This is a genomic window from Flavobacterium sp. 245 (assembly GCF_004362055.1).
Classification (GTDB): domain Bacteria; phylum Bacteroidota; class Bacteroidia; order Flavobacteriales; family Flavobacteriaceae; genus Flavobacterium.
Genome location: NZ_SNXB01000003.1, coordinates 506,761 through 519,434, shown reverse-complemented (window position 1 = coordinate 519,434; position 12,674 = coordinate 506,761). Strand labels below are relative to the sequence as shown.

The following is a 12,674-nucleotide window of genomic DNA, read 5'->3' as shown; positions in this document are numbered from 1 at the left end:
TTTTTAATTGATCATAGTTAAAATTTAGCTATGATATTTATGATTTTAAAAGAGGATTTGATATTACTTCCTAAAGTATAAAAAGTAAGCTAATTTATTGTACACAAGTAATAAAGTGCGCATAATGACCTAAACTCGTGCCTCGTTTTGTCACCCTTCGGGACTTATAGCACTTTGTTGCTTATTTGTCCAATTTTAAATTGCTTTCTTTTTTTTCTTTTTTTCTTTTGAAAAGTGATTTGTCTGTTTTAAAAAAAATCGTAGATAGATTTTGAGGTTCGAGTCCTGTTCCCGCTATTATAAGAAAAACAGTTCTTGAAAAAATGGTATTTTTTTAATACTTTATTTGGTCCTAAATTAATCAGCTACTCCTAAAAATTAATAATTATTTATTCTCCATTCTGTAACTTAAGTACTTATAATACCTGTGCAAATGATCATAAATAACAAGTTCATACATTCTTTGTTTGGAAGTATATTGCCTGTTAATCATCATATGAATATGACTTGATAAAAAATCATCTAAGGGAATTTTAATTTTCTCCATCATTTCAAAAGTCTTTTTTTCGATGCGTTTTGCTTTCTTATTGACAATACTGAAAATTTCAGAGAAATTATCTTGATTCGAAAATTCTAAAAAAAGCTTAATTTGCGGATATAATAATCGATAACTGACATCCAATTCTTTTTTCTGAATTTTTTCTATTTTAAATTCTTCCTTAAAAGCAATCTGCAGCTTATTAATTAAAGCCAATTTTTCCAGATTTGACAGCTTGAACGAATTTAAGAAAGATTCAATCATTAAAAAACTAAAAAAAAGCGGAGTTTCTCTTTCAATGAAAGTCGTTTTTAAACTCAGATATCTTAACATCATTTTACTGTCTTGCCAGAAAAGAAATTCAGAATCATGCATTGTTTCTTTTCCATAACGTTCTATTTCTCTTTCATAAGTATCTGTCTGAATTTTCCAAACTAGATTCTCATCCATAAGCTCCTTGAAAATAGGATAAAAAGAATTGATGAGTACACTCAAATTATCAACATCATCTATTAAAAAACGAATTCGCAGATGTTCGTCAGTATCTCTATATCTGATAAAGAACCACTTTTTTATTTTTTTATTTTTTTCTAAGCTAGCAATAACAGGGGCTAGCTTTTCGATTAAAATATAATCGGCTGTTTTTACACCAGTGTATATTTTATAATATAGCCACCGACTGCCTAAACAAAAACTTCTCTGCATCTTTATTCTTTGTAAAACGATAATATAAATTGATTGCAATAACGATCCGCATTTTTATTTTGTACCACGGAATTTTTTGTAAACAAAAATTCTTCCAGAATGATTTCTTGTTTATTTTTGACAGAATTTAAGAATAAGTCAATTCCTACCTGAGTTTCAAAATCAAACAAAAGAGTATTGTCATGATTTACCCAATTGACATAACGCGAAATATTTCTTTGAGACCGCCAATTTAAAAATTCTTCTATAAGTTGTTTGTCATTCATTTTAGAAAAATATATGATTTCTTCTTTTTCTACAGCCCACTTGGCTTTTGATAAAATGATATCATGATACGTTACTCGTGGAAAATAATTATAATGCTTTTTTAAGACTCCCCAATCAAAAGAATAAATTGGTTTTATATGTTGAGATTGTAAATCACATAAAAAGTGGTAAAGAGGTAATGAATTCTTAGAAAAGTTGTGAGCATTTGACAAACAAGGAATTACCTTTTTATTGTGTTTTTTTGAAAATAGTATTATGGTGTCATTTTCTACAGAAATCCACAAATCATTCAAATTAATTGTATCCTTTTCATGCACTCCGGATTTTGCCAAATAACTAATTTCATGTTTTCTAAAAACAGGTCGACGCAAAATATTTCCTGTTCTTGATTCAGGAATATGAACAACCTCCGCCATTATCTGATCGGCATAAAAAACTTCTTCTTTTTGTATAATCTCTTTAGTCAGTTTATGGACTGAAAGATTGCCGTTGCAAAACCGACCTAAGAGCTTGCTAGCACTCACATCCCCTGATGATTCGATTACAACTTTCTCCTGATCTAAAACTTCAAACATAACAGAAAATGTGACCGGAGCACTACTAAGATCTCTACTAAAGTTTGAAAAATCTTTTTCAGATAATTCAATTTCTGTTCCTCCTTTTAGTATGCACTCCTGTATTTTTTTCTGTAAAATAAAATCATAAGATGTCCAAAGTTCATTTCCATGCTCTGCGCCTTTAGGTTTAACTGAAAGAAATTCCAAGATCTCATGGCTGTCGTTCATATCGTGATTCTGGAGATAACCAATTCCTATTTCGGTATCCAAAACAGTTGCTAATGGCATTATTCTGCTTTCATACCTTTGAATAAATGCTTTTTTAAAGTTTTCCTGATTTTTAAAATTCTGCTTTGTTTGAACACCATTTAAAAACTCAATTGCACGAAGAACTTTTTTTTGAATATTTTTATTTAAAGTGTTAACACAAGTATTTGATTTTAAATCTGTCTGGAAAAGATATTTTTCATCAAAACCAATTCCTATTTGTTTGATATTGCTTTTAATTTCATAATATGTCTTCTCAGAAGGAACAAGTTTTTCATCTAGAGAACCAAGTTGTTTTCTAGTTTTTTTTAATAGCTGATAATCTCTATCAAGTAAAGGAATCTTTTCCAAAATAGCAAATATTCTATTCCAATCCTTATTTCCTGTGACAACTGCATCTAACTCGCTTACTAAAAATTGGAAATCGATGAGTTTTAAAACATATTCTTGAGCATCTTGTTTTTCATTCTCATCATCCGACAAAAACGTGACCATTTCTTCGATAGTCATTCCATTTTGTAAAGTATCAAGCAATTCAGCTAATAGAGCAGATTCTCGTAATGCCGAAATACTATGTTCCCGCTTTGTGCCTAAACTTTTGTATTCTATATAACGATAAAAATCTCCAATTTTATAAATACTATTGTTTGGATAATATTTTAAATGTGGCATTACTTCCTTTTTTCTAGAAACTTGCTGAAGCAGCATTATCCAAAATTGCATATCAAATTGGGTAAAACGCTCAAACTTCTCAGAATCCTCTAGAATAATTCTTGTTTGGACATCTATTCTCCCCACAGAACAACCCGAAAAGAGACCAAAAGGTGTACATCTGGATGACATTCTGGCTAAATATTTTAGAAATGTAAGCTCTAATCTTTTTGCCTTTTTAACAGACAAATTTGAATCTGTTTTAGCCCATTTATCTAATTCTTTTATCAAATCCGGAGAAGCTAAATTAATAGCTTCTCGAACTAGTGGATTTTGATAATGTCGTTTTACTTTCTCAATCGAATAATTATCTACTGTGTCAAGATATAAAGACAATGGAAACAAAGGGGTTCTTAATACATAATCATCAAAGGATGCTATCTTAGTGTTCGATATCATTTTCTCTCTCGATTCACTTTTTTAGCTAAGTTCATGGCATTGTAAACATTTAAAACCTTGCCTGATTTGGATAATTCTGAAAATAGTTTCTTTTTATCTTTTGTTCCCGGTATTATTACTTCTAAATTGTAAATAGTTCCTGAATCTAGAATAATTTGCTTTACCTGCCCAACTGTAAGTTCTGGATAATAAGACCAAATTAATGCAGCTGTTCCCGAAACCATCGGAGCAGCCAATGATGTTCCTGAATCAAATTTATATGTATTGCCAGATGCAGTAGTATAAATTTCTTCTCCAGGGGCAAATAAATCAACATTCTTTTTGCCATAATTAGAAAAACGGGAAACAAATGTACTATCAAGTCTGCTCGATATTGAGCCTACATTGATAAAATTATTGGAAATATCTTCAGTTCCATCATAACTATTATCACTTGGATAGACAGGATTTTCATCAATATTTAGGCCCTCATTTCCGGCAGCGTGAACAATTAAAACATTATGTTTTTCAGCATAACGGAAAGCTTCAGAAATCCAGTCTTGTCTTAATGAAAATTCCTTGGTAAAAGACATATTAATTACTTTTGCTCCGTTATCAACCGCATAATAAACTGCCATTGCAATATCTTTATCGTGTTCATCTCCTGAATATGAAATGGTTAATGACATGATTTTTATATTTTCTGCAATTCCTTTCATTCCAACATCATTATTTCTTTCGGCTCCAATGATACCTGACACTTTTGTATTATGATCTTGAAAAGATCTATGCCCTTTTTTAGAAATACTTATATACTTACTGCCGTATCCTTTTTCCAAAATATCAGGATGATCTCCAATAAATTTTCTTTCATCAAAATTTACATTCAAATTTTTATTTACAATTGAATCAATTTGTGTTTCCATTTCGACAACATCAGCCAACGTTTTTTCATCTAGATCATATCTATGCATCATAAAATCTATCATTGCCCCCAAGTCTTTATCATTATCTTCACGTCGTTGGCGAAAAGTTTTGTCATTAACTTTATGAATCTTATACAAGCTATCCAATTGTTCATAAGTGTAATTCTCTTCAGGGAAATAATGCCTTAAGCTGTCTTTAGCAATTGGAAAAACTACTGTACTGTATTTTTGAGATTTCAGTCTATTTTCATAATACTTCTTTTCTTCGGCCAACTTTTTCTTCGCTCTTAAATATTCTTTATAGCTAGTTGCATCATTTTTCGAAAGTTGAAGATTATCGTTATTTTCAAACTTATCTCGAAACTCTCTTACAATCCTTACATATTCAAAATTTCCCCACACGACATAGCTGTCGTTTTTTGCAGTAAAATTCCAGCCTTGTATATCATCGATATATCCGTTTTGATCATCATCCAGATTATTATTAGGAATTTCTTTTGAATTTATCCAAATTTTATCTTTTAAATCTTCATGGTTTTTATCAATTTGAGTATCAATTACTGCAACGATAATAGTCTTTTTTGTTTTATTTTTATTTTGGCCGAACCATTTATCTAATGAAATACCTGGTATCTTGTTTATTTCATAATCTTTTTGATACCACGTTTGTTTTAAATCTCCCGTTTTTAAATTGATCGTTTCTTTTGAAGATTTACATCCAATCAAAATGATAAAAGCAAAACAAATAATATATATTTTTTTCATTCTTATAGTCTTAATCATCAACACCGCAAGACCTACTAAGATTACAATTTTTGCTGGTAGCTGTACCTGTTTCTGGATCATCACCGCCGTCACCGCCAACAATCAGATGCATATTTTTTAATTTTGCAAATTTCATTTTTTCCAAGTCAAATTTTTTGACCTCTTTTTTAGTCTTCTTACCTTTCATGTTTTTTTTATATTAAATGTTACGTTGCAAATATAAATTTTGCCTGACAAAATCATATTTAATCATAATTTCTATTTATCGAAATTCCTGAATTCCAATATCAAAATCATAAAAAAAACACTCATTAACAACCAGTTAAGCTTCATTTATTTTTTCTAACTGCTTAATAAAATAAACGGGTTTGATACCTGTTTTTTTATAAAATGCAGTCGAAAACGATTCAGAATTATTAAAACCAAACTCAATAGCTAATGCTTGAATTGTATATTTTCTCAATTTATTATCTTCTTTCAAAGATTTTAAAGCGTCTTCGACTCTAAGGTCATTAATGTATTGTATAAAACTCTTCCCTTTATAAGTATTTACTACTTTAGAAATATATTTACTATTAGTTTCAAAAGCATCAGATAATGACTGAACAGTAATATTTGAGGATAAATAACCTTTTGTTATTTCGAAATGATTTAACTTTTCTAATATCTGTCCGACCAGTTCCTGATTGATTCCAATATTCTCTATGCCAGATTTTATACTTTTAATTTCTTTTTTAATTGGTTTATTAGTTTCTATTTCACTATTCGCTGATTCATATATTAATTTTTCAAATTTAGAATATTGTCTCTTTTTAATTTTATACTGATAAACCCCAAAACTTGTAGTGATAATTACTAATGAAAGCAATAAACCAATCTCCCAATAAAATCTGTTTTTACCATTTGTCAGATCTTGTATCAGGTTTTCTTTTTCTAAAATCAAATTAGGTATATCATATTCTTTTTCCAGCTTTTTACTTAGTTCTTTATAATCAGTCTGCAAAAGGCTATCAATAAACATATATTGGCTGAGATATTTTAACTGATTTTCTTTGTCGTTTTTATTTTTAAAATAGGAGATCAAAAACAAATATCCACTTGTAAACTCGGGCGTAATTTTTTTTGTTTTATTGTAAATTGAGTCTACTTTTATAAAATTTTCAGCAGCCTTATCCATTTTACCTAATCCATTATATGCTTTTCCTAAATAGTAATATGACGCTAGAGTATTTTCTGAGTTTTTATAGAAAATAATTCTTGGCAAAGCTTTATTGATACTGTCAATTGCAGTATTATACATTTTTTTTTCTACTGAATTAGCCCCTTCATTTAGAACAAAAAGTGTATTGTATTCAAAATCTTTAGTAAGTTTTGATTCCTTATATCCTAATTTATTGTAGTATGTTGCTGAGTCTAATTGATGTAATGTTTTGTATGCATCTGCTAATCCAAACAAAACATCTTGATAGGCATAGGAGTATTTAGATTCTCTAACATCTTTTTCTTTATAGTAATTAAAACATTCTTTGTATAATTTCAGTGCCTCATTTACTTCTCCTAATTGCTCCGATCTTAAAACTGCAATCGAATATTTTACGTGGTAATAAAAATCAATATTGTTTTTTTTAGCAATTTTTTCCGCAATCAAGAAATTATCTATAGCTTCTTTATAATTCGACTTATATACAAATTCATACGCTTTTCTTGAAAAAGCATAAGCCGGATACTTCATATCATTCAAATTTTTGGAATAATATATAGTACTGTCTAAATAACGAATAGCTTTCTCTCCAGAGCATAATAATGAAAGTAAATACCAACCTCGTGCCTTTTCAATTGAATTGCCTTCCTTATTTGCCTTCGATAAATAAGCATTAGCATAAAATAACTGCTTTTTTACATCCTTTATATTATTATGATAAAGCGCTTTTAGTTCTTTATAAGACATTTCATCAAAATGCTTTTTAGGACCCTGAGCCAATATAAAACTAGAAAACAATATTAAAACTAAGTTTATCAAAAATTTAAAGCGTCGCATATTTTATATTAATTTCCGACAAAAATAAAGTTTCTTTCCAAAATTTAAGACAAAAATTCTTAAAAAAAATGAAATGATAATTCGTTTAAAACCAACACTTAACACGGTACACAAGTTAAAAATTCCTGAATTCCATATCTAAATTCCAGAATTTCGATACATAACATTTGTGGCCTAAGTCAAGTCCTTGTAGTTTTGACTTATGAAATGTTATATAATTAAAGTGGTGTCTATTTATAAACATTTGTTCTATTATAAATGATGTTTCTTCTAATCAATATTAATTAAGAATCAAAAGTAAGACAACTAGTTTTGTCCACTTTTTTTGCAAGCTAAAAGATTAAAATCAGCCAAGAATTAATATAAAGCCTTGAAAGATAATTAGGACATAACATACATAGATTTATCATTTTGAGTACCTCGTATTGCGCAGTGCGAAAGAAAAAAATCTAAATAACTAGGTTGCAACCAAGCCGAGCCAGCACGGTGTTTATGGATGCTGTATTTTTTTAACTTTAAACTATTAATACAATGTTTAAAAACAAATTTAAAGCCTTAGTTCAAAATAAAGAATTTTCTAGCAGTTCTTTTGAAATTTTGAACGACAGAGAAACATCAAAGCTTACCGGAGGATGCAGAAAGTTATCTGGATGCGGAGTTTTTTCGGGAACATGCGGTGAACTAGTAAGCTGTCAAAGATTTGACGAACCTACGGATTCGTAAAAGTAATCAAAAAATAGATTTTCAGTACAGTAGAATCATTATAATGGTTTTACTGTATTTAATAACAACTAAAAAATTACAATATGTTCAAGAAAAAATTTATTGAGCTTTCAAAAAGAAAAAAAGCAATATCAAATTTCGAGATTATATCTGAAAAACAAGCGATAAAATTAATTGGTGGCTGTGGAAAACTATCAAGCTGCGGTGTTTTCAGAGGAAACTGTGATCAATTAACTATTGATAATTGCGGCTCATTTTATCTTAACGAGTAAAAAAAAATAAAAACACAGTACTAACAAAGTCGCTATTAGTTAACAGTTTTGACTGATTAAAAGTGCATGTTGATGCAAAATTTTAAAATTCAAAATAAACTAATTCAAATAGAAATCATAAACAGCCCCTAGAATGTTGAGAACCTATTTTGTATCTTTTTTTTTAATTGTTTTATTGCCTGCTTCATTATTTGCACAAATAGAAATAAAAGGACAGGTTAGACAAATTGAGAAAAACCTAAAGTTTTTAGAAATACAATTAATAAACAAAGACTCTATAGTCGTGCAAAGTACATTAACCGATTATGAGGGGAAATTTTCAATAAAAACAGAGAGAGGAAACTGTCAATTATTAATTAAACAAGTTGGAACTATTTTATATCAAAAAAGGTTTGACTTTCAAGGTAATCAGGACTTGGGAATAATTGAAATAGATAACTCACAAGAACTTAAAGAGGTAATGGTGAACTCAAAAAAGAAACTTATAGAGAGAAAAGTTGATCGTTTAGTTTTTAATGTTGAGAATAGTATTTCTGCTTCAACAGGTGGAGATGCAATTAATGCTTTAAAAGCTACTCCCGGGATAAATATTCAAAATGATAAAATAAGCATGATTGGCAAAAGCAGTCTGGCAGTAATGATTGATGAGCGGTTTGTTCAGCTTTCCGGAGATGATTTAACTAATTATCTGCGAACGATAAAATCAGAAGACATTAAGTCTATTGAAGTAATCACAAATCCGCCTTCAAAATACGATGCTGAAGGAAATAGCGGAATTATTAATATAAAATTAAAAAAAACTAAATCAAACTCCTGGAATGCAAGTTTTCGCTCGGCATACATCCAATCCACTTACTCTTCAGGTTCCGTTGGAGGTTCATTTGCCTATCAAAAAAACAAAATTGCATTAACTTCAAACCTAAATTATTCAAACGGCTCTAATCGACTATTAGAAAATCAAAAAATTGATTACGCAACAGAAAATTGGAATAGCAATGATAAATTGCGCAGTTATAATAAAATTTTTGGAGGCAAATTTTCGACTGACTATAAAATAAATGAGAATATTTCTATTGGATTTCAATATACTGGAGGAAACAGCGATCCAACTGTTAAGCAAAATAATTTAGCAGTCCTTTCTGATGTTGAAACAAATAGTCCAAATCAAAACATTCAGACAAAACTATTCGAAAAAAAGGACAACAAGTATAGTACGTTGAATTTCTATTCAAAATATAAGATTAATCCAGACGGACGTAACTTATCATTAGACATAGATTATTTTGATTATGACAAAAAAAGTTATTTAGCATTTATAACTGATGATTATGATGTAATAAATGATTCAGGTACAATTGTTTCAAAGCAAAATTTAGGGAATCAAGAATTGAAAAATTTTTCTGTAAAAGTGGATATGGTACATCCGTCAAAATGGGCTAACATTGATTATGGAGCCAAAATATCAGTTGTGCAGAATAATAGTGAACTTGAATATTATAATCTTAATCCAGACAAAAATACAGCCGAAACTTCGATAAGCAATTTATTTAGATACAAAGAAAATAATCAGGCAGTATACTTTTCAGGGGCTAAAAAAATCGGCAGCAATAAATGGGAAATTCAGATTGGGCTGAGATACGAAATAACTCAGACCAATGGTTACTCTGCTACTCTGAATAAGAAAACCGACCAAAAATATTCAAAACTTTTCCCAACATCATACATAACATTTACTCCAAACGATAATCATTCATTTTCAGTCAATTATGGAAAAAGAATTAATAGGCCCAGATACTCCATGCTCAATCCTTTTCGGGAATATAACAATGCATATTCCTATATTGAAGGCAATCCTTTTTTGCAGCCAAGTATAAGCCATAATCTCAGTCTGGGCTATATTTTGAAAAACAATTTTAATTCATCACTGTATTACTCCTTGGAGAAAAATGGCTTTTCTTCAATAACATTTATCGAAAATGGAAATATTAATCAAATTACAACAAACTTAAATTATTTTGACTCCCAAAATATTGGAATAAATGAAAGTTATGTTTTTAACAAATTTAAGTTCTGGGAAAGCTTTAACTCTTTATTTCTCTACTACAGCAAGACAAAGTCTGATAATATCAGCGTTGAGAGTCCAACAGAAGGTTTGGGAAGCAGTTTATCAAGTAATAATTCGTTTATAATAAATAAATCCAAAACTATTTTAATGAATTTGGACATAATGTATTCTTTTCCCAGCACTTCTATAAATACAAGAAATGAGGGTGTTTTTAATACTGATTTTGGTTTCAAATATTTATTGCTGAAAAAACAGTTGGTTGTGAATTTTCTTGTTTCTGATGTTTTTAAAAGTAATATGCAAAGGTGGTCACAAAAAATAAACGGCATAAACTCATACAATACAAATTATGAGGATGCACGCCGATTTACCATTTCAGTTTCTTACAAGTTTGGAAACAATAAATTGAAGATCAAGGAGAATAAAGCGGGTAACAGTGAAGAAAAAAACAGGGCTGGAGGAAATTAGATTTTGATTTATCATTTTGAGTATTTCGTATTGCGCAGTAGGAAAGAAAGAAATTCTAAATATGGGTTGCAACCATGCCGAGTCAGCACGGTGTTTTTATATGCTGTATTTTTTAATTCTTAATTTTCAAAACAATGTTTAAAAGCAAATTTAAAGCCTTAGTTCAAAATAAAGAACTTTCTTCGACTTCTTTTGAAGTCTTGAATGATGCAGACGCATCAAAATTTACAGGCGGCTGCAGATCATTAAAGTCTTGCGGAGCATTTAGCGGAACTTGTCCGGAACTGACATCTTGTTCAAGATATGCAGAACCGGAAGATTCTTAATATAATCTTAAAATAGATTTTTACAGTACAGTAAAGCCAATATATTGGTTTTACTGTATTTCTACTAAACCACTAAATATGTTCAAGAAAAAATTTATTGAATTTGCTAAAAGCAAAAAGGGAACAGCAAGTTTCGAGATTGTATCTGAAAAACAAGCTTCAAAATTAATTGGCGGATGTGGTAAACTATCAAGTTGCGGTGTTTTTAGAGGAAACTGCGATCAATTAACGATTGGTGACTGCGGTTCATTTTACCCTGCAATAGAATAGAATTATACTGTCTATAATTAACTGAAAACTAACAAAACTAAAGTATGAAATTTTCAAAATACCATCTATCTACTGATGAACTGAGCGATGTAGATATGCCTAATAAAAGAATTATTTTTTCAACTCGAACTGCGACTTCAATATTAATTGATGAGAATATCTATCAATTTGCCGTTAATAACGAATTTGATAAAGTTGATAAAGAAATATACAAAACATTAATCGAAAAAGAGTTTATAGTTAGCGCTGAAGAAGATGAATATCTACATGTCATGTCAAGAAATGCAGAAGTTAGAGATACTGTAAATTTCCTGGCCATGACTATTCAGCCATCTGCCAATTGTCAATTAGGGTGCCACTATTGTGGTCAGACACATACTAAAGACTACGCAAAGGAAGATGTTATTGATAAATATCTTGAAAGAATAGAATTTTTATTGAATGGAAAGGATATCTACAATGGACTAGCCATTACGTGGTACGGCGGTGAACCTTTGACAGGTTATTCATCAATAAAAAAAGCATCGAAAAGAATGATTGCTTTATGTAAAGAAAAAGGCTTTACATATATTTCCGATATGGTTACAAATGGTTTAAGCTTAAAACCTAGATTGTTTGAGGAACTCGTTAAAGAGTGCGGAGTAACTGACTATCAAATAACTATAGATGGAACTGCGGAGAGTCATGATACACGAAGAATTACTAAGACAGGCGATCCAACATTTGATATTATAATGAAAAATATTGCAGATGTTACTCAAACTCCAACTTATAAAGATTATGGATGTAATATATCCATAAGGGTAAATATTGACAAAACTAATTACCAATATGTGGAGCCCTTAATAGATTATATTAATGAAATGAATTTGCAGGATAAAATTACTATGTATTTTGCAACAATTGTTGATTTTGGTGGTAATGATGCTGGAAAAGAAAGTTTAACAAAAGATTTTTTTGCACAAAAAGAAATCGAATGGCTTTTTAGATGTTATGAATATAATATAAGAGTGAACATTTTGCCAAAACGAAGTTATTCTGTTTGTATGGTTGAACAAAAAGACAGTGAAGTATGGGATGCTTTTGGAAACATATATGCCTGTTGGGAGTTCCCTTATTCTGAAACTTATGGCAAAGGAGATAGTTTGATTGGAAATCTTTTTGAATCCAAGGAAACTTATAATATGAATGCAACGCTCCGGGATTGGAGTACTGTAGTAGACTCAGGAACAACTTGGTGCAAATCGTGTTTGCATTTGCCAGTCTGTGGAGGTGGCTGCCCAAAATCTTGGCATGAAGGAACTCCCGCCTGTCCGCCTTTTAAATCAAATTTTAAAGACAAACTGCTTTTGGATTATTATATCAGACAAAAAAAAGAAGAAATTGCAAAAAATTAAA

General features: G+C 29.9%; 11 protein-coding genes. 6 read left to right on the top strand and 5 right to left on the bottom strand.

The window, feature by feature from the left end:
- Positions 1 to 385 precede the first annotated feature (385 nt).
- The 5 genes from EV145_RS08340 to EV145_RS08325 form a co-directional block, all read right to left on the bottom strand.
- On the bottom strand, positions 386 to 1,243 hold the full coding sequence (locus EV145_RS08340) for a thiopeptide-type bacteriocin biosynthesis protein (RefSeq protein WP_133524756.1): 858 nt from the start codon (positions 1,241 to 1,243) through the stop codon (positions 386 to 388).
- 2 nt (positions 1,244 to 1,245) lie between these two features.
- Positions 1,246 to 3,444, bottom strand: coding sequence for a lantibiotic dehydratase family protein (locus tag EV145_RS08335; RefSeq protein ID WP_133524755.1), 2,199 nt, complete (start codon positions 3,442 to 3,444; stop codon positions 1,246 to 1,248).
- Positions 3,441 to 5,114: a S8 family peptidase gene (locus tag EV145_RS08330; RefSeq protein ID WP_166638425.1), complete on the bottom strand. Its 1,674-nt coding sequence runs from the start codon at positions 5,112 to 5,114 to the stop codon at positions 3,441 to 3,443. Before EV145_RS08330 ends, EV145_RS08335 begins: the two co-directional genes overlap by 4 nt.
- A 10-nt stretch (positions 5,115 to 5,124) precedes the next feature.
- Positions 5,125 to 5,301 (bottom strand): hypothetical protein, encoded by a 177-nt coding sequence (locus EV145_RS22380; RefSeq protein WP_166638424.1) that lies wholly within the window; start codon positions 5,299 to 5,301, stop codon positions 5,125 to 5,127.
- A gap of 135 nt (positions 5,302 to 5,436) precedes the next feature.
- Positions 5,437 to 7,062 carry a helix-turn-helix domain-containing protein gene (locus EV145_RS08325; RefSeq protein ID WP_166638423.1) on the bottom strand — a complete coding sequence of 542 codons (1,626 nt, stop codon included), beginning with the start codon at positions 7,060 to 7,062 and terminating at the stop codon, positions 5,437 to 5,439.
- 621 nt (positions 7,063 to 7,683) lie between these two features.
- On the opposite strand from EV145_RS08325, the gene EV145_RS08320 reads away from it, so the two are divergent.
- From EV145_RS08320 to EV145_RS08295, 6 genes are all read left to right on the top strand, one after another.
- Positions 7,684 to 7,875: a hypothetical protein gene (locus tag EV145_RS08320; RefSeq protein ID WP_133524752.1), complete on the top strand. Its 192-nt coding sequence runs from the start codon at positions 7,684 to 7,686 to the stop codon at positions 7,873 to 7,875.
- A gap of 83 nt (positions 7,876 to 7,958) precedes the next feature.
- Entirely contained in the window at positions 7,959 to 8,147 is a 189-nt protein-coding gene (locus EV145_RS08315) for a hypothetical protein (protein WP_133524751.1), read from the top strand.
- A 133-nt stretch (positions 8,148 to 8,280) separates the two neighbouring features.
- Positions 8,281 to 10,680: an outer membrane beta-barrel family protein gene (locus EV145_RS08310; RefSeq protein ID WP_133524750.1), complete on the top strand. Its 2,400-nt coding sequence runs from the start codon at positions 8,281 to 8,283 to the stop codon at positions 10,678 to 10,680.
- A 134-nt stretch (positions 10,681 to 10,814) separates the two neighbouring features.
- The gene (locus EV145_RS08305; RefSeq protein ID WP_133524749.1) at positions 10,815 to 11,006 is read left to right on the top strand and encodes a hypothetical protein; all 192 of its coding nucleotides are present in this window, start codon (positions 10,815 to 10,817) and stop codon (positions 11,004 to 11,006) included.
- A gap of 78 nt (positions 11,007 to 11,084) precedes the next feature.
- Positions 11,085 to 11,276 carry a hypothetical protein gene (locus tag EV145_RS08300; protein ID WP_133524748.1) on the top strand — a complete coding sequence of 64 codons (192 nt, stop codon included), beginning with the start codon at positions 11,085 to 11,087 and terminating at the stop codon, positions 11,274 to 11,276.
- 44 nt (positions 11,277 to 11,320) lie between these two features.
- The gene (locus EV145_RS08295; protein WP_133524747.1) at positions 11,321 to 12,673 is read left to right on the top strand and encodes a radical SAM/SPASM domain-containing protein; all 1,353 of its coding nucleotides are present in this window, start codon (positions 11,321 to 11,323) and stop codon (positions 12,671 to 12,673) included.
- Position 12,674 lies beyond the last annotated feature (1 nt).

Excerpts from the sequence above, each read along its gene's own strand:
- EV145_RS08325 (WP_166638423.1), bottom strand. The coding sequence starts at position 7,062 with ATGTCTTATAAAGAACTAAAAGCGCTTTATCATAATAATATAAAGGAT.
- EV145_RS08295 (WP_133524747.1), top strand. The coding sequence starts at position 11,321 with ATGAAATTTTCAAAATACCATCTATCTACTGATGAACTGAGCGATGTA.
- EV145_RS08335 (WP_133524755.1), bottom strand. The coding sequence starts at position 3,444 with ATGATATCGAACACTAAGATAGCATCCTTTGATGATTATGTATTAAGA.
- EV145_RS22380 (WP_166638424.1), bottom strand. The coding sequence starts at position 5,301 with ATGAAAGGTAAGAAGACTAAAAAAGAGGTCAAAAAATTTGACTTGGAA.
- EV145_RS08305 (WP_133524749.1), top strand. The coding sequence starts at position 10,815 with ATGTTTAAAAGCAAATTTAAAGCCTTAGTTCAAAATAAAGAACTTTCT.
- EV145_RS08340 (WP_133524756.1), bottom strand. The coding sequence starts at position 1,243 with ATGCAGAGAAGTTTTTGTTTAGGCAGTCGGTGGCTATATTATAAAATA.
- EV145_RS08310 (WP_133524750.1), top strand. The coding sequence starts at position 8,281 with ATGTTGAGAACCTATTTTGTATCTTTTTTTTTAATTGTTTTATTGCCT.
- EV145_RS08330 (WP_166638425.1), bottom strand. The coding sequence starts at position 5,114 with ATGAAAAAAATATATATTATTTGTTTTGCTTTTATCATTTTGATTGGA.
- EV145_RS08320 (WP_133524752.1), top strand. The coding sequence starts at position 7,684 with ATGTTTAAAAACAAATTTAAAGCCTTAGTTCAAAATAAAGAATTTTCT.
- EV145_RS08315 (WP_133524751.1), top strand. The coding sequence starts at position 7,959 with ATGTTCAAGAAAAAATTTATTGAGCTTTCAAAAAGAAAAAAAGCAATA.
- EV145_RS08300 (WP_133524748.1), top strand. The coding sequence starts at position 11,085 with ATGTTCAAGAAAAAATTTATTGAATTTGCTAAAAGCAAAAAGGGAACA.